The organism is Hymenobacter sp. PAMC 26628 (genome assembly GCF_001562275.1).
In the GTDB taxonomy this organism is placed as follows: domain Bacteria; phylum Bacteroidota; class Bacteroidia; order Cytophagales; family Hymenobacteraceae; genus Hymenobacter.
Genome location: NZ_CP014304.1, coordinates 1,253,885 through 1,270,751, shown reverse-complemented (window position 1 = coordinate 1,270,751; position 16,867 = coordinate 1,253,885). Strand labels below are relative to the sequence as shown.

Genomic DNA, 16,867 nt, shown 5'->3' with positions numbered 1-16,867 from the left:
GTTAAAGATAGGGGCAGCCGCGGCGCATTACCAAATGCTACCCGCATGAAGCACCGCGGCCGCCGCTATCTTGCGGGCCACAACCCCGCTTTCCGTTGCCCATGCCTGCCTACCTGCCCGGCCTGCACATTTTGGCCACCTTCGGGGCCCCCGCCCCGGCCCTGCGCGATGCTGTGGCCTGCCGCGCGTTTTTCGACGAGCAGATCCGGCGCTTTGGGCTGGAGAAGGTGGGCGAAACCTACTACGCCTTCCCCGCCGATGGCGGCTTTACGGCGGTGCTGGCCCTCACCGAATCGCACCTGAGCCTGCACACCTGGCCCGAGCACGGCCTGGCTACGTTCGACGTGTTTCTATCGAATTTCCGGCGCGACAACTCGGCCACGGTGCGGGGAATTTATGCAGCCACGCTGGCCTTTTTCGAAGGCACTGAGCAGGCCAAAACCGAGGTGTGCCGATGAGCGAGCCCGCCCAACCCAGTGCCGCGCCGTCCGCCCAGCTTGCGTGCCCCGACTGCCAGCAGAGCATCACCTACTATGACGTGGCGGGCAGCGAATACTACGCCTGCCCGCACTGCCACAGCTACTTCCAGTACCGCGGCGAGGGCCCCCCCAAGATATTTGGCAACTACAAAAAGGTGCCTACGGACCTGGGGGTACTACCCGTGGGTACGCCGGGCGTGCTGGCCGGGCACGCTTGCCGGGTGGTGGGCTACGTGCGCCGCGCCGAAGCTCAAAACCCGCAATATGAATGGACGGAGTACCAGCTATTTCGGCCCGCCACCGGCGACTACGTGCAGCTTGCGCAGTACCATGGGCACTGGATGGTGATTTGGGCCGCTCAAGACAAGGAATGGGCCCACGACGGCGAAACGGATTTCCAGCTGGCCAAATTTCGGCTTTACAACCGCTATCAAGCCCGGGTGTGCTTTGCCGAAGGCGAATTTGATTGGGACATTGAAGGCGATGACTACCTGATCGTGAGCGAGTTGATCAATCCTCCTCTAATGCTGGTAAAAGAGCAATTAGGCAAGCAGGTGAGTTGGCACCGCGCCGAGCATGTTGAGCCAGCCGACGTGGCGGCGGCTTTTGGCAGGGGCGAATTCACGATGCCCGAACCTCAGGGCATAGGCGCAGTGCAGCCCAACCCAACGCGACACACATTGCCTGCCCTATGGCACCTCACGCTGTGGGTAGTGGGGTTACTCGTGTTGGCGCAAATTGGGTTAGCGGTGCAGCCAAGCACTGTTTTGTTGAATACGAACTTAGCGGTAGAAGCTGATCCAGCCGCGGCAGTGGGCACGAATAAAGTCATCGTGTCACCCTCGTTTATGCTTGATTACCCCTCTGCCGTGGAGGTTGACCTGACCGCTTCGCTAACCAACCAATGGCTGGAGTTGCCCGTGAGCTTGGTGAACGAGCGAACCGGCCAGGGTTTTGAGTTTACCAAAAATATCGAGTTTTACAACGGCGTGGAAGACGGCGAAAGCTGGAGCGAAGGGGAGCGCGACGCCAGCGCGCTACTATCGCGGGTGCCGGCTGGGCGTTATCACCTCAACCTGTATCCCTTTACCGAAACCGGTACCGCCCCTACAATTTCAGTGGCTGTTCGGACGGACCGGACGCTGCCGTCCAATTTTTTTATTGTGCTGCTGCTAGTACTTATTTACCCTGCGTGGATAGGATTCCGTGGGGCAAATTTTGAAACCGAGCGCTGGAACGAGAGTGATTACAACCCTTACGCAGTAGAAACAGGAACAGAATAATGCTGTACCCATGCTAAATGATTTCCTGAACTTCCTGCGCCCCGTGCGCTACTACGCGCTGCTGCTGCTTTTGCCGCTGGGCTGGTTTGCCTGGGGCACCGCCACCGGCACGCGCCTGCTCGGCGACGACAACGAGAGCACCGAAACCCTGGGGGCCCCGGGCACTCGCGGCAGTCACGGGTCGGCGGGCCACGGCCTGTATTTCCACAAGTAATCCTTTGGCCATGAACCTTCTCCAATACCACCCGCTGCTGGCGTCCATCGTTTATTCGGTGGTGGGCATCGTCATTCTGGTCATCAGCTTTTTCCTGTTCGACAAGCTGACGCCGGGTACCCTGCGCAAGGAAATTCTGGAAGACCAAAACACGGCGCTGGCCATTCTGGGCGCGGCGTTTATGCTGTCGGTGGCCCTCATCATCAGCGGCGCCGTGCATGGCTGAGCTGCTGGACGAGCCCGCGCCTGTGGCCGCCCCGGGGGCCCCGGCGGCTGACGCCCGCCTGCCCGGCCTGCTGCTGGTGGCGGTGGCCGTGATTGCCACCTGCGGGCTGATTTACGAGCTGATTGCCGGCACGCTGGCCTCGTACCTGCTCGGCGATTCGGTGACGCAGTTTTCGACCATCATCGGGGCCTACCTGTTTGCGATGGGCATCGGCTCGTGGCTGTCGAAGTTCCTCGACGGGCCCCTGCTGAAGTGGTTCATCCGGCTCGAAATCTTGGTGGGCCTGGTGGGCGGGTGCATGGCGCCGCTGCTGTTTTTGCTGTTCGAGTACGTCACCTCGTTTCGGCTGCTGCTCTACGCGCTGGTGGGCCTCACGGGCGTGCTGGTGGGCCTGGAAATCCCGCTGCTGATGCGCATTCTGGAGCACCGGTTTCCGTTTAAAGACCTGGTGGCGCGGGTGTTCACCTTCGATTACGTGGGGGCCCTGTTGGCCTCGCTCATCTTCCCACTGGTGCTGGTGCCGCACCTGGGGCTGATTCGCACCTCGCTTCTGTTCGGGGCCCTCAACCTGGTGGTGGCCAGCGTGGTGCTGGCCCGCTTCGCGGAAACGCGGCCGTACCGGCGGCGGTTTGCCGGGGGCATCGCGGCGGCGTTGGCGGGGCTGGGCACGCTGTTTTACTTCGCCAACGACCTGCTGGCCCACACCGAAACCCTGGCGTTTCAGGACCAGGTGATTTACTCGAAATCAACGCCTTACCAGCGCATCGTCCTCACCCGCAACCCGCGCGAGCTGCGCCTGTTCCTCAACGGTAACCTCCAGTTCAGCTCGCTCGACGAATACCGCTACCACGAGGCCCTGGTGCACCCGCTGATGCAGGCCCTGCCCCGCGCCCGCCGCGTGCTGGTGCTGGGCGGCGGCGACGGCCTGGCCGTGCGCGAGCTACTGAAGTACAAGCAGTTGCAAAACATCCGCCTGGTGGACCTAGACCCGGGCATGACGCAGCTGTTTCGCCACAGCCCCCTGCTGCTGGCCCTGAACAAGGGGGCCCTGAACGATCCCAAAGTACAGGTTATCAGCGCCGACGCCTACCGGTGGGTGCGGGCCGACACCGCGCGCTACGACGCCGTTATCGTCGATTTCCCCGACCCCTCGAACTACTCCATCGGCAAGCTGTACTCGGCCGCCTTCTACTCGGCCCTGACCAAGCGGCTGGCTGCCGGCGGGCGGCTGGTGGTGCAAAGCACCTCGCCGTACCTGGCGCGGCAGTCGTTTTGGTGCGTGGCGCACACGCTGCAAGCCGCTGGCCTGCACGTGGTTCCGTACCACCTCTATGTGCCCTCGTTTGGCGAGTGGGGCTACGTGCTGGCGGGCCCCGACGCCCAGTGGCGCGGCGACGCGGGGCCCCTGCCGGCGGGCCTGCGCTACGTCACGGCCGGCACTATCCACGACATGCTGCGCTTCCCGCCCGACATGGCCGAAGTACCCACGGAGGTTAACCAGCTGAACAACCAGGCGTTGGTGCGCTACTTCGAGGAAGACTGGGGGCCCTACGTGCACTAAGGAGCGGCGCGGGCTGGAGGTTGTTTGAGTTATTGAAATTCTTTTCCGGCCGTCATGCTGAGCGCAGCCGAAGCATCTCAACTGCTCAACTAATTAGAATTACTGCTGCGGTAGAGATGCTTCGGCTGCGCTCAGCATGACCGTTTTTGTTAATCTCAAATATTTTAAAGGGTTGTTGGCAAGCACATGGAAAGCAAAACGAAGGCGGCGGACTTTGCGCGGGCGACGCTCGTGGCCCAGTTAGCCGCGCAGCCGGTCTGGGATTTGATTGTGATTGGCGGCGGGGCCACGGGCCTGGGCGTGGCCCTGGACGGCCTCAGCCGGGGCTACAAAACCCTGCTGCTGGAGCAGGACGACTACGCCAAGGGCACTTCAAGCCGCAGCACCAAGCTGGTGCACGGCGGCGTGCGCTACCTGGCCCAGGGCGACATTGGCCTGGTGCGGGAAGCATTATACGAGCGGGGCCTGCTCCTGAAAAACGCGCCCCACCTCGTCAAAAATCAGGCTTTCATTATCCCAAATTACGAGTGGTGGGGCGGCGCTTTCTACATAATTGGGCTGACGCTGTACGATTGGCTGGCTGGCAAGCGCAGCCTGGGGCCCTCGGTGCACCTGAGCAAAGCCGAGACGCTGCGGCGGCTCGGCAACCTGCAACCCATCGGGCTGCGGGGCGGCGTGCTGTACCACGACGGGCAGTTCGACGACGCCCGCCTGGCCATCAACCTGGCCCAAACGGCCGTGGAGCTGGGCGGCACCTTGCTCAACCACTTCGGCGTGCACGGCTTGCTGAAAGACGCCCGCGGCAACCTGACGGGCGTGCGCGCCACCGACCACGAAACCGGCCGCCCATACGGGCTGCACGCCCGGGCGGTGGTGAATGCCACCGGCATTTTCGTGGACGAAGTGCTGCAAATGGATACGCCCGGGGCCCCCAAGCTGGTGCGGCCCAGCCAGGGCGTGCACCTCGTGCTCGACAAGTCGTTTTTGCCGGGCGACGACGCGCTGATGATTCCGAAAACCGACGATGGGCGCGTGCTCTTCGCCGTGCCCTGGCACGGACGCGTGGTGCTGGGCACCACCGACACGCCGCTGGACGATTACAGCGCCGAGCCCCAGGCCCTGGAAGCGGAAATTGACTTCATCCTGCGCACGGCCGCGCACTACCTCGCCCGGGCCCCTACGCGCCGCGACGCGCTGAGCGTATTTGCGGGCCTGCGGCCGCTGGCAGCGCCGCAAAACGGCTCGGCGAAGACCAAGGAAATCTCGCGCAGCCACAAAATCCTGGTGTCAGCGGCGGGCCTGATTACCATCACGGGCGGCAAGTGGACGACTTACCGCCGCATGGGCCAAGACACGGTGGACAAGGCCATTGCCTTGGGCAAACTGCCAGCGGCGGCCAGCCAAACCGCCCACCTCGCCATTCACGGGGCCCTGCCCACCCCCGACCGCAGCAGCCACCTTTACGTGTACGGCAGCGACCAGCCGGCCCTGCGCGCCCTCATTGCGCACGACCCAGCGCTGGGCGAAAAGCTGGACGACACGCTCGAATTCCTAAAAGCCGAAGTGGTGTGGGCGGCGCGCTGCGAAATGGCCCGCACCGTGGAAGACGTGCTGGCCCGCCGGGTGCGGGTACTGTTTTTGGACGCGGCGGCTGCCCTCCGCATGGCCCCCGCGGTGGCCGCGCTGCTGGCCCAGGAGCTGGGCCACGGCCCCGCCTGGCAGCGGCAGCAGGTAGCGGCGTTTGCCGACGTGGCCCGGCATTATTTGCTGCAAGCGCGGCCCGCACCGCTGGCCACGCCGGCGTGAACGGTCCGCACATAGGGCCCCAGCGGCGTGCGGCGCGTGCTTCTTTTGCTGATTCCAAGTTAATTGCCTTCTGATTCTCCCACCCACTCCCGGCCGCCCATGCAGCAATACATCCTCGCCCTCGACCAGGGCACGACCAGTTCCCGCGCCATTTTGTTCGACCAAAAGGGGCACATCGTGGCGCAGGCGCAGAAGGAGTTCACCCAGATCTTCCCGAAGCCGGGCTGGGTGGAGCACGACCCGCTGGAAATCTGGTCGACGCAGGCGGGGGTGGCGGCCGAAGCCACGGTGAAGGCCGGCCAGAACGGCAAGAGCATCGCGGCCATCGGCATCACCAACCAGCGCGAAACCGTGGTGGTGTGGAACCGCAAAACCGGCAAGCCGGTCTACAACGCTATTGTGTGGCAAGACCGGCGCACGGCCGAATACTGCGACCAGCTGCGCGCCGACGGGCACGAGAACCTGATCCGCAGCAAGACGGGCCTGGTGCTCGACGCCTATTTCTCAGCCAGCAAGGTGCGCTGGATTTTGGACCACGTGCAGGGGGCCCGCCAGCAGGCCGCGGCCGGCGAGCTGGCCTTCGGCACCGTGGACAGCTGGCTGGTGTGGAACTTCACGCAGGGCGAGCTGCACGTGACGGACATGTCGAACGCCTCGCGCACGATGCTGTTCAACATTCACACCCTGGCCTGGGACGACGAATTGCTGGCCCTGTTCGACATTCCGGGGGCTATGCTGCCCGTGGTGCGGCCGTCGAGCGCGGTGTACGGCACGACCAAAACCACGCTCTTCGCCAGCAAAATCCCGATTGCCGGCATCGCCGGCGACCAGCAGGCGGCCCTGTTTGGGCAGCAGTGCACCGCGCCGGGCATGGTGAAGAGCACCTACGGCACCGGCTGCTTCCTGCTGATGAACATCGGCGCCACGCCCCGGGCCTCGCAGCACAACCTGCTGACCACCATTGCCTGGCAAATTGACGGGCAGGTGTGCTACGCCCTGGAAGGCAGCATTTTCATTGCCGGCGCGGTGGTGCAGTGGCTGCGCGACAACCTGGGCCTGGTCAAGACATCGGCCGAAATCGAGCAACTGGCCCAGCAAGTCAGCAGCACCGACGGCGTGTACTTCGTGCCGGCCTTCGCCGGGCTGGGGGCCCCGTACTGGGACCCCTACGCGCGGGGCACTCTCTTCGGCGTGTCGCGGGCCACGAAGGCCGCCCACATTGCCCGCGCCGCCTTGGAGGCCATTGCCTACCAGACCATGGACGTGCTCCGGGCGATGGAAGCCGACGCGGGCCTGACCATTGCCGAGCTGCGCGTAGACGGCGGGGCCACGGTGAACGAGCTGCTGATGCAATTCCAGGCCGACCTGCTGAACGCCAAAGTGGTGCGACCCAAGATGGCCGAAGCCACCGCCCTTGGCGCCGCCTACCTCGCCGGCCTAGCGGTGGGTTATTGGCAGAACGTATCCGAAATCCGAGCCCTGGCGCAGGCCGACAGCACCTACACGCCCACGGCCAACCGCGCCAGCCTGGACGCCGGCATTGCCGAATGGCACCGCGCCGTGCACGCCCTGCGCGTGTGGGCCCAGGGCCCCCGGGCAGCAGCTCCCACCGAAAAAACGGCCGCCGCATGAGTCCTTTCGCGGCGGAATTCATCGGCACCGCGGTGCTCATTGTGCTAGGCAACGGCGTGGTGGCCAACGTGGTGCTGGCCGACACCAAAGGCCACAACGGCGGCTGGATGGTCATCACCACGGCCTGGGCCCTGGCCGTGTACGTGGGGGTGGTAATAGCCGGGCCGGTGAGCGGCGCGCACCTCAACCCGGCCGTAACGCTGGGCCTGGCTTTGGCTGGCAAGTTCGCCTGGGCCCTGGTGGGGCCCTACGTGCTGGCGCAGCTGCTGGTGTGGGCGCTCTACAAAGACCACTTCGACCGCACCCCGGAGCCGGGGCTGAAGCTGGCCGTGTTCTGCACCGGGCCGGCCATCCGCAACCACCCGCTCAATTTTGCCAGCGAAGTGGCGGGCACGCTGGTGCTGGTTTTCACCATTTTGTACATCACCGGGGCCGAGGTCACGGGCACGCACGCGGCCATTGGGCTGGGCTCGGTGGGCGCGCTACCGGTGGCGCTGCTGGTGTGGGTCGTCGGGCTGGGGCTGGGCGGCACCACCGGCTACGCCATCAACCCCGCCCGCGACCTGGCCCCGCGCCTGGTGCACGCCCTGCTGCCGCTGCGCGGAAAGGGGCCCAGCGAATGGTCCTACGCCTGGATTCCGGTGCTGGGGCCCCTGGCTGGCGCGGCGCTGGCGGCGGGCCTCTTCCTGTGGCTGGCCTGGGTTAGCCGCGGGGCAGGTACAGGGCCGCTCCGTTGTTAGTTTGCGGGCCCCTGTTGCTGGCGAGGGCGGCAGTGAACATTGAGGTTGTTCCTGAATTAGAAAAAAGGATAGAACGTCATGCAGAGCGCAGCGAAGCATCTTTCTCGCGTAACTAATCCTGATTACTGGCGCCGAAAAGATGCTTCGCTGCGCTCTGCATGACGTTCTTTTTTGTGCGGCTTCTAATTTGGCAACGAATATTACCTATGCCACGTGAAGCGCCCCTTTTCTGCCCCGATGGACTTTAGCCGGCGTTCGTTTTTGGTGCGGGGCGGGGCGGCGCTGTCGGGGGTCGCGCTGGCGGGGCCCCTGCTGCCGGGCTGCGCGCCCGCTGCGGCCAGCCTGGCGCACATCCAGGGCCAGCTGCTGGGGCCCAACGCGGCGGCCGGCCACCTGCTGCGCGACCCCGGCAAGATTCCGGCCCCCACGCGCACCGTCGATGCCGACGTACTCATCGTCGGCGGGGGCGTGGCGGGGCTCTCGGCGCGGCGCTGGCTGCACCGCCAGGGCCTGACGGACACGCTGTTGGTGGAGCTGGACGGCCACGCCGGCGGCAACGCGGCGGCCGGCCACAACCCCGTTTCGGCCTACCCCTGGGGGGCCCACTACCTGCCCGTGCCCGATGTGCGCAACCGCGAGCTGCTCGATTTCTTGCAGGAAACCGGCACGCTGACCGGCTACGCGCCCGATGGGCTGCCCATTTACAGCGACTATCACCTCTGCGCCGCCCCCGACGAGCGCCTCAGCATCAGCGGGCACTGGCAGGACGGGCTGGTGCCGGCCGTGGGCCTTTCGGCCGACGAGCAGGCCCAGACGGCCCGGTTTTTCCAGCTGATCGAGCGCCTGAAAACCGCCGTGGGCCGCGACGGCCGCGACGCCTTCCGCATCCCGCTCGATGCGTCGTCGGCCGACGAAACCTACCGGCAGCTTGACCGGATTTCCTTCGCCGATTACCTGAGCCAGGAGGGTTACTCGGCCGCGCCGCTGCGCTGGTACCTCAACTACGCCTGCCGCGACGACTACGGGGCCCCGGCCGCGCAGGTATCGGCCTGGGCCGGGCTGCACTACTTCGCCTGCCGCAAGGGCCGCGCCCACAACGCCACCGGCGGCGACGTGCTGACCTGGCCCGAGGGCAACCACTTCCTGGCCGAGCACCTGCGCCGCCAGGCCCCTACTCCGCTGCAAACCAACACGCTGGCCTACGGCCTGCGCGAAACCGCGGCCGGCGTCGAGGTGCTCACCTACGACACCGCCGCTCGCCAAAGCACCCGCGTGCGGGCCCGGCGCGTGCTGCTGGCCGCCCCGGCGCACGTGGCGCGCCGGCTGCTGGCGGCCGTGCCGGGCCACGCGCTGCCGCCGGCCGCGGCGTTTCACCACGCGCCCTGGCTGGTGGCCAACCTCACCGTGGCCGGCCTGCCGCAGGGCCCCGGCCGCCCGCTGAGCTGGGACAACGTGCGCTACGGCAGCGCCTCGCTGGGCTACATCAACGCCAACCAGCAGGACCTGACCCAGGACACCGGGGGGCCCAAAGTCATCACCCTCTACTGGCCCCTCACCGACGAAGCGCCCGACCTGGCCCGCCGCCGCGCTCACCAAACTACTTATGCCCAATGGCTCCCGCGCGTGGTGGCCGAGCTCGAAACCTACCACCCCGGCGTGACGCCCTACCTCCAGCGGGCCGACCTCTGGGTGTGGGGCCACGGCATGGTGGCGCCCACGCCCGGCCTGCTGTGGGGCCCCGGGCGGGCCGCCGCACAGCGGCCGGTGCGCGGCCGCATCTACTTCGCCCACACCGATTTCAGCGGCATCTCTATTTTCGAGGAAGCCTTTTACCAAGGCATCCGAGCCGCGCAGGAAATAGCAGGAGCCGCCTGAATGTAGCGTGGACTCTCGCTTCGTCCTGCCCGTTCTGTAGCGCGGACTTTAGCTTCGCTGACCTTCGGTTGTGGTTCGCGGTTTTCGCTTCGTCCTGCTGGCAATCGTGCAGCAACCGTTCAACCGCGCGGACTCGCAGAGTCCACGCTACGGAACGGGCAGCGACTGGGCAGCGTCGCGGACTACAACCGAAGGTCAGCGAAGCTAAAGTTCGCGCTACAGAACGGGCGGCCATTTTTGCGCAATTTTTCTTCGTGAACGCCCCCGCTCCTTCCCAGCCCTGGATTCGCTCGGCCCGCTACGACGGGGCCCTGATTCTGGCGCCGCCGTTTGTGGCGCTGCTGGCGGTGCTGGCGCTGCCCACCCGCTACCGCGCCACCGGCGAGCTGCCGCTGCTGGCCTGGGTGGGCCTGGTGCTGCTCATCGACGTGGCGCACGTGTACGGTACGCTCTTCCAAACCTACTTCGACCCCGTGCGGCGGCGCGAACGGCGCACGCTGCTGTGGGCGGCGCCGCTGGCCTGCTACGCGGCGGGCGTGGCGCTGCACAGCGCGGGCGGGCTGTGGTTTTGGCGGGCGCTGGCCTACCTGGCAGTGTTCCACTTCATTCGGCAGCAGTACGGGTTTTTGCGGCTGTACGCCCGGCGCGAGGGCCCCGCGCCGGGTGTGTGGCTGGCCACGGCTAGCATCTACGCGGCCACGTTGTACCCGCTGGTGTACTGGCACTTGTCGCCGCCGCGCAACTTCAACTGGTTTGTGGACGGCGACTTTGTGCAGCGCAACTGGCCCCTGGGGCGGTACCTGGCCACGGCCCTTTACGGGGCCCTATTAACAGCCTACGCGGGGCGCGAGCTGTGGCGGTGGCGCCGCACCCGCGCCTTCAACGTGCCGCGCAATTTGCTACTGGCGGGCACCGCCGTTTCGTGGTACGCCGGCATCGTGTGGTGCAACGGCGACCTGGCCTTTACGCTACTGAACGTGGTGTCGCACGGGGTGCCGTACCTGGCGCTGGTGTGGCAGGGGCGGCCGGCGGGGGCCCCGGGGGCCCCAGTGCCGCGCCGGGGCCCCTGGGCGGGCAAGTACGGCTGGCTGGCGTTCCTGGGGCTGATTGCGGTGTTCGCCTACCTCGAAGAAGGACTGTGGGACGGGCTGGTGTGGCGCGAGCACGCGGCGGCGTTCAGCTGGTTTCAGGCGCTGCCCGACGTGTCGCGCGCCGCGTGGCTGGCCTGGCTAGTGCCGCTGCTGGCCCTGCCCCAGAGCACCCACTACGTACTCGACGGCTTCATCTGGCGGCGCGGGGCCAGCGGCCGCATTGCCCCGGAAGCTCACACTGGCAGGGTGGCATCAGTTAAATACCAATAAAAATCTTGTAAAAAGTCAATTAATATTTAAAATGTACAATTAACAAAACTCCCTTACCTTCGCAGCAACGCTAGCAGTCAGTTTCCACTTATCCTCTGCTTTTTATGCCGCGCAATTCTACCTTCCTCATTTGGGGCCTCGGCGCGGCGGCGCTGCTGGCCGCCGCCCCGGCCCGGGCCCAGGTCGATAGCGTGCGCGCCAGCACGCTGCCCGGCCGGCAACTGGCCGAAAAAGCTTACAACGCCGGCCTGGCCAATTACTCGGCCCAGAACTATTCGGCGGCGCTGGCCAGCTTCAACCAGGCCCTGACGGCCAAGCCCGACTTTGCGCCCGCCTACGCCAACCGCGCCGCTACGCGCGTGGCTCTCAAGAACTACCCCGCCGCCGTGGCCGACTACGACCAGGCCCTGAAGCTGGAGCCGGGGGCCTACGCCCACTACTTCGGCCGGGCCCAGGCCCACGAGGCGGCCGGCGAGGGCCCCGCGGCCGAGGCCGACTACGGCGCGGCACTCCAGGCCAATGCCGCCTACGCCCCAGCCTGGTACAACCGCGGCGTGCTGCGCTTCGAGAAGGGCGAGTACCAGGCCGCCCGCGACGATTTTGACGGCGCCGTGAAGGCCGACCCCGCCTACGCCTACGCCTACCACGACCGCGCCAGCGCCAACCTGGAGCTGACCAACTGGCCCGCCGCCATAATGGATTACACCAAAGCCCTGGCCTTGCAGCCCACCCTCCTGCCGGCCCTGCTGAACCGCGCCGCCGCCGAGCGCCGCACCGGCCAGCTGCCCGAGGCCCTGCGCGACTACGACGCCTACCTCGCCCAAAAGACCGACAACCCGCTGGCCTTCACCAACCGCGGCAACGCCCGGTTCGAGAACAAGGACTACGCCGGGGCCCTGGCCGACTTTGACCGCGCCATCGCCCTCGACGCCAAGTACGCCTACGCCTGGAACAACCGCGCCGCCGCCGAGCTGAAGCTGGAGCACTACGCCAAGGCCAACGCCGACGCCACCGAGGCCCTGCGCCTCAACCCCAAGTACGCCGAGGCCTACCTCAACCGCGGCCACGCCCGCGAAATGCTGCGCCAGGCCGACGAAGCCTGCCAGGACTGGCACCAGGCCGCCGCCCTGGGCCTGGCCGTGGGCAACGACTACGCCGCGGCCGCCGGCTGCGCCGGCAACGCGGCCGAAGTACCGGCTGGCAAGTAGCCGCCAGCCCTCGCAATCCTATTCCTAATTTTATATGATACGTGCTTTTACCCGGTCCGTGCTGCTGCTGAGTGGCTTGGCCGCCACCGCAGCCCACGCCCAGAGCATGGAGTTTACGAAGGAGAAATTTGGCAGTAACAAGGACGCGCTGAAAGACGCGCTGCGCGAATTGCGGGCCGGCGACGATGCCTACGCCGCCGACCCAGCCAACTACGGCGTGGCCCTGCCCCACTTCCTGCAAGCCCAGCGGCTCAACCCCGACAACGCGGCGCTCAACGGTAAGATTGGCGATTGCTACTTGCATTCGGGCACCAAAGCCCTGGCCCTGCCCTACTTGCAGCACGCCCAGGCCCTGGCCCCGGCCGACGATTCGCGCACGCATTACCTGCTGGCTCGCGCCCTGCACCTGAACGCCAAGTGGGCCGAGGCCAGCAAGGAGTACCAGCGCACTACGCCGATGGGCGGCGGCAAGCGCGCTGCCGACGGGGCCCTCACCGTGACGGCCGACGACCTGGCCCGCCGCCTGCGCGAGTGCCGCAACGGCCAGGAGCTGCAACAGCATCCCGTGCGCGTATTCGTCGACAACGCCGGGCCCGAGGTGAACTCGACCTTTTCCGACTACGGCCCTGTGGTGTCGGCCGACGAGGCCACGCTGCTTTTCACCTCGCGCCGCCCCGGGGGCCCCAATGCCAAACAGGACCCCGACGGCGACAGCTATTACGAAGACATTTACCAGACCGCCTGGCAGGGCACGCGCTGGCGCCCAGCCGCCAGCCTGGGGGCACCGGTGGACACCGAAGGCCACGACGCCACCGTGGCCCTGGCTCCCGACGGCCAGCGCCTGCTGGTGTACGCCGACGAAAACGGCGGCGACCTCAACGAATCGAACCTCAGGGGTGCCGCCTGGGGCAAGCCCCTGCACCTGGGCAACCGCGTGAACACGCGCTACCACGAGTCGTCGGCGTCGTACTCGCCCGACGGGCGCTACCTGTACTTTGTGAGCGACAAGCCCGAGGGCGGGCGCGGCGGGCGCGACATCTACAAGATTGAGCTGGAGGGTAAGGGGCCCGCCGAAAACCTGGGCGCGGCCATCAACACGCCCTACGGCGAGGAAGGCGTATTCATGATGCCCGACGGCCGGACGATGTACTTTTCCTCGGAAGGGCACAACTCGATGGGCGGCTACGACATTTTCAAGTCGACGCTGACCAACGGCCAGTGGAGCACGCCCGAAAACCTGGGCTGGCCCATCAACACGCCCGACGACGACGTATTTTTTGTGACCTCGGCCTCGGGCCGGCACGGATATTATTCGTCGGACCGGCCAGGCGGGCAGGGCGGCAAGGACATCTACCGCGTCACGTTTTTGGGCCCCGAGAAGGCGCCCGTGCTCAGCGAGGAAAGCCAGCTGCTGGCCTCGCGCCTCGCGCCGGTAACCCAAACCCTGCTCGCGCCGCCGGTGGCCGTGGCCACGGCCCGCGTCACCATCCTCAAGGGCACCGTGACGGACGACGCTACCCACCAGCCCTTGGAAGCCATCATCGACCTGGTGGACAATAAGTTGAACCAGGTGATTGCCACCTTCCACAGCAACGCCACTTCGGGCAAGTACCTCGTGAGCCTGCCCTCGGGCACCAACTACGGCATCGTGGTGCGGCAGGACGGCTACCTGTTCCATTCCGAGAACTTCGACCTGCCCGCCGAGGCTACCTACGCCGAAGTCATCAAGGACGTGCCGCTGAAAAAACTGGAAGTGGGCGTGGTCATCGTGCTCAACAACATCTTCTTCGACACCGGTAAGGCCATTCTGCGCCCCGAAAGCACCGCCGAACTGGAGCGCCTGCAAAAGCTACTCACCGAGCAGCCCACCCTGCGCCTCGAAATGGCCGGCCACACCGACAACGTGGGCAAGCCCGCCGCCAACCAGGACCTGAGCCAGCGCCGCGCCCAGGCCGTGGTAACCTACCTCACCCAGCACGGCGTGGCCGCCGCCCGCCTGGCCGCCGCCGGCTACGGCGATACCCGTCCCGTGGCCCCCAACGCCACCAAAGCCGGCCGCCAGCTCAACCGCCGCACCGAGTTCAAGGTGACAGGCAAGTAGGGCCCACCCAGCATTAGGTAAATCGTTAGACCGTCATGCTGAGCGCAGTCGAAGCATCTCTACCGCAGCAGTAAATCAGTTACTCAGCGGTAGAGATGCTTCACTGCGTTCAGCATGACGGTCTAACGATTTACCTAAATAAGCGCAAGTGCTTAGCTATCTACTTCACAATCACCAATTCCACGCGGCGGTTGAGGCGGCGAGTTTCTTCGCGGTCGTTGCCAAAGCGGGGGCGCGACCCGCCGAAGCCCACGGTGCTGATGCGATTTTCGTCGATGCCGCGCTTCACGAGGTAGCGCTTCACCTCGGCCACCCGGTCTTCGGATAGCTGCTGGTTTTTGTCGGCGGGGCCCACGTTGTCGGTGTGGCCTTCGAGGCGCACTTCCGTTTTGGGTTCGGCCTGCAGGGCAATGGCTAAGCGGTTAAGTTCGGCGAAGGAGGGGCCCAGCAGCGTGGCCTTACCCTGGGCGAAGATGATGGTGGGCAGGTCGACCTTGGTGCCAGCAGCAGCGGGGCGCAGCAGCAAGTCGCGGCCCGAGTTGCCGGCGAAGGCCACCGTATCAACGCTGGAAAGCAGGCCGCTGGCCCCGGCCACCCGGTAGCGACCAGCCAGCAGCGAGAGCACGAAGCTGCCTGCGGCGTCGGTGCGGGCCGTGGCTTCGAACTGCACGCCCTGGGCATTGGGCAGCAGCACAGCTTTCACAGTGGCCCCGGGCACGGGCTGGCGGCTGCGGGCGTCGAGCACCCGCCCGCTCACGAAAGCGCGGTTGGCCTCCGACACCGGGGCGGGGCCGGCGGCCACCACGGCGGTATCGGGGGCGGCGCGGCCGGCGCGAAACAAGTCGGCCGAGGCGTTGGCCGTGGCCGACGAGGCGAAGTAGGCCGTTTCGCCGTCGGTGGCCAAGCTGAAGTAGGCGTCGAAGCCAAGGCCGTTCAGGGCGGGGCCCAGGTTCTGGGGCTCACTCCAGCGCGTCCACGAGTCGTCGAGGCGCTGGCTCACGAACACGTCGGCTCCGCCGTAGCCCATGTGGCCGTACGAACTGAAATACAACGTTTTGCCGTCTGGCGTAAGCCATGGGGCGAAGTCAAAGCCCGGCGAGTTCAGCACGGGGCCCAGGCTTTGGGGGGCTGAGTAGCCGCCCGCGCCGGCGGGCCGGCTAAAGTAGAGGTCGTTGCCGCCCTCCGAGTCGCCGCGCTCCAGGGAAAGTAGCAGGATTTTCTCGTCGGCCGTCATGAAAAAGCCTGTGGCCGGCACAGCGGTGTAGTAGTTGGCCACGTCCACGTCCTCCGTGCGCAGGCCCTTGGCGGGGCCCCCGGGGGGGCCGGCAGCCACGCGGCTCACCCGGCTCACACCCTCGTCGCGGAAGCCCTCGCGGTTGTAGGTACCGCGCACGAGCAGCGTCTGGCCCTGGGTTCCCACCACGGCCAGCACGCCGTTGTTTTGGGTCGTATTCAGGGCGTCAAGGCGCTGCGGGGGGCCCCAGGTCTTGCCCTTGTTGGGGCTTTGGGCGGCCCAGGCGTCGCCAGTGTCGGTGTTGCCCTCGGTATTGCCCGCAAATTTGGTACGGCCGAAGTACAGCGTTTGCCCGTCGGGGGCCAGCACCGGGCCGATTTCGTTGCCCGCCGAGTTAAGCGCCGTGAGCGGCTCGCGGGTCCCAAAACCGGGGCCCGGGGCCACGTTCAGGCGCAGTTTGAACAGGTGCCACTGTTGGCTGGCCCGGCCGTTCGCCTTCTGGGCCTGCATGGGCGTGCCGTTGAACTTGTCGGCGGCGGCCAAGCCAGCCACGCGGCCCTCCAAGCGGTTTTCAAACAAAAAGTTGCCCAGGGGCCCCGCCGGAACCAGCCGCCACTGCTGCCCCAGCCCGCCCTGAAACGGCTGCTGCACCAGCGGCACGGCCTCGCCGGGCTTGGGCACCGTCAGGCACAAGGTGCTGTGCTTGGCCTCGATGCGGAAGTATTCGCTGCCCGCCGCCACCGGCACGAAGCGCCACTGCTGGCTGTTGGAATGCGTGAATTCCCACTGCACGGCCGCGTCGCCGGCGTTGGTGCCGGCGCCCACCACGTCGAGGCAGCGCCCGCTGCCCCGGTCAATCAGGCCGTAGTAGGCCCGCTCGTCGGGTTGGAAGGAGCCCTGGGCCAGGGTCCCCAGCGAACAAAACAACAGCAGCAGCGGCAGCAAACGAAGCATGGCAGGAGCGCACGGCCGGGCCGCACGCATTAGTTAAAGTAGGCGCAAAAGACGCTATGAACGACTGAAACGCCCGCTTGGCTGCATTTCGCTTGAACAGGGCTGTTTTAATTTGAAGAAAAGCCGCGGCGCCGACTGCTCCCAAGACGGGCCCACACTGCAGTTTAGGGGCTATCTGAATAATAGAACGGTC

Annotated in this window: 13 protein-coding genes; 12 read left to right on the top strand and 1 reads right to left on the bottom strand. The window is 66.2% G+C overall.

Translation table 11 applies throughout. The annotated features are described in order from the left end of the window. Nucleotides 1-101: 101 nt before the first annotated feature. The 12 genes from AXW84_RS05860 (at nucleotide 102) to AXW84_RS05805 (ending at nucleotide 14,486) form a co-directional block, all read left to right on the top strand. On the top strand, nucleotides 102-458 hold the full coding sequence (locus AXW84_RS05860) for an S-adenosylmethionine decarboxylase family protein (protein WP_068229969.1): 357 nt from the start codon (nucleotides 102-104) through the stop codon (nucleotides 456-458). A 203-nt stretch (nucleotides 459-661) separates the two neighbouring features. Next, nucleotides 662-1,762 carry a DUF4178 domain-containing protein gene (locus AXW84_RS05855; RefSeq protein WP_157886833.1) on the top strand — a complete coding sequence of 367 codons (1,101 nt, stop codon included), beginning with the start codon at nucleotides 662-664 and terminating at the stop codon, nucleotides 1,760-1,762. A 10-nt stretch (nucleotides 1,763-1,772) separates the two neighbouring features. Then, nucleotides 1,773-1,976, top strand: coding sequence for a hypothetical protein (locus AXW84_RS05850; RefSeq protein ID WP_068229964.1), 204 nt, complete (start codon nucleotides 1,773-1,775; stop codon nucleotides 1,974-1,976). A gap of 10 nt (nucleotides 1,977-1,986) precedes the next feature. Beyond that, entirely contained in the window at nucleotides 1,987-2,202 is a 216-nt protein-coding gene (locus tag AXW84_RS05845; RefSeq protein WP_068229961.1) for a DUF350 domain-containing protein, read from the top strand. Then, a complete protein-coding gene (locus AXW84_RS05840; protein WP_082773725.1) occupies nucleotides 2,195-3,763 on the top strand; it encodes a polyamine aminopropyltransferase in 1,569 nt (522 codons plus the stop codon). Before AXW84_RS05845 ends, AXW84_RS05840 begins: the two co-directional genes overlap by 8 nt. A 186-nt stretch (nucleotides 3,764-3,949) precedes the next feature. After that, on the top strand, nucleotides 3,950-5,569 hold the full coding sequence (locus tag AXW84_RS05835) for a glycerol-3-phosphate dehydrogenase/oxidase (protein WP_068229958.1): 1,620 nt from the start codon (nucleotides 3,950-3,952) through the stop codon (nucleotides 5,567-5,569). A gap of 99 nt (nucleotides 5,570-5,668) precedes the next feature. Continuing rightward, nucleotides 5,669-7,201 carry a glycerol kinase GlpK gene (gene glpK / locus AXW84_RS05830; RefSeq protein WP_068229956.1) on the top strand — a complete coding sequence of 511 codons (1,533 nt, stop codon included), beginning with the start codon at nucleotides 5,669-5,671 and terminating at the stop codon, nucleotides 7,199-7,201. After that, on the top strand, nucleotides 7,198-7,941 hold the full coding sequence (locus tag AXW84_RS05825; RefSeq protein ID WP_068229953.1) for an MIP/aquaporin family protein: 744 nt from the start codon (nucleotides 7,198-7,200) through the stop codon (nucleotides 7,939-7,941). Before glpK ends, AXW84_RS05825 begins: the two co-directional genes overlap by 4 nt. 237 nt (nucleotides 7,942-8,178) lie before the next feature. Continuing rightward, on the top strand, nucleotides 8,179-9,816 hold the full coding sequence (locus tag AXW84_RS05820) for an NAD(P)-binding protein (RefSeq protein WP_068229950.1): 1,638 nt from the start codon (nucleotides 8,179-8,181) through the stop codon (nucleotides 9,814-9,816). A gap of 254 nt (nucleotides 9,817-10,070) precedes the next feature. Then, nucleotides 10,071-11,177 carry a hypothetical protein gene (locus AXW84_RS05815; RefSeq protein ID WP_071891037.1) on the top strand — a complete coding sequence of 369 codons (1,107 nt, stop codon included), beginning with the start codon at nucleotides 10,071-10,073 and terminating at the stop codon, nucleotides 11,175-11,177. 104 nt (nucleotides 11,178-11,281) lie between these two features. Further along, entirely contained in the window at nucleotides 11,282-12,385 is a 1,104-nt protein-coding gene (locus AXW84_RS05810) for a tetratricopeptide repeat protein (RefSeq protein ID WP_068229948.1), read from the top strand. Nucleotides 12,386-12,419: 34 nt separating this feature from the next. Beyond that, complete coding sequence (locus AXW84_RS05805; RefSeq protein ID WP_082773724.1) at nucleotides 12,420-14,486, top strand: OmpA family protein; 2,067 nt, start codon at nucleotides 12,420-12,422, stop codon at nucleotides 14,484-14,486. 160 nt (nucleotides 14,487-14,646) lie between these two features. Here the strand turns inward: AXW84_RS05805 and AXW84_RS05800 are convergent, their stop codons facing one another. Continuing rightward, nucleotides 14,647-16,674: an RICIN domain-containing protein gene (locus AXW84_RS05800; protein WP_162268247.1), complete on the bottom strand. Its 2,028-nt coding sequence runs from the start codon at nucleotides 16,672-16,674 to the stop codon at nucleotides 14,647-14,649. Nucleotides 16,675-16,867 lie beyond the last annotated feature (193 nt).

Coding starts and splice junctions, on each gene's coding strand:
- AXW84_RS05860 (WP_068229969.1), top strand. CDS start 102: ATGCCTGCCTACCTGCCCGGCCTGCACATTTTGGCCACCTTCGGGGCC.
- AXW84_RS05850 (WP_068229964.1), top strand. CDS start 1,773: ATGCTAAATGATTTCCTGAACTTCCTGCGCCCCGTGCGCTACTACGCG.
- AXW84_RS05845 (WP_068229961.1), top strand. CDS start 1,987: ATGAACCTTCTCCAATACCACCCGCTGCTGGCGTCCATCGTTTATTCG.
- AXW84_RS05840 (WP_082773725.1), top strand. CDS start 2,195: ATGGCTGAGCTGCTGGACGAGCCCGCGCCTGTGGCCGCCCCGGGGGCC.
- AXW84_RS05835 (WP_068229958.1), top strand. CDS start 3,950: ATGGAAAGCAAAACGAAGGCGGCGGACTTTGCGCGGGCGACGCTCGTG.
- glpK (WP_068229956.1), top strand. CDS start 5,669: ATGCAGCAATACATCCTCGCCCTCGACCAGGGCACGACCAGTTCCCGC.
- AXW84_RS05825 (WP_068229953.1), top strand. CDS start 7,198: ATGAGTCCTTTCGCGGCGGAATTCATCGGCACCGCGGTGCTCATTGTG.
- AXW84_RS05820 (WP_068229950.1), top strand. CDS start 8,179: ATGGACTTTAGCCGGCGTTCGTTTTTGGTGCGGGGCGGGGCGGCGCTG.
- AXW84_RS05810 (WP_068229948.1), top strand. CDS start 11,282: ATGCCGCGCAATTCTACCTTCCTCATTTGGGGCCTCGGCGCGGCGGCG.
- AXW84_RS05805 (WP_082773724.1), top strand. CDS start 12,420: ATGATACGTGCTTTTACCCGGTCCGTGCTGCTGCTGAGTGGCTTGGCC.
- AXW84_RS05800 (WP_162268247.1), bottom strand. CDS start 16,674: ATGCTTCGTTTGCTGCCGCTGCTGCTGTTGTTTTGTTCGCTGGGGACC.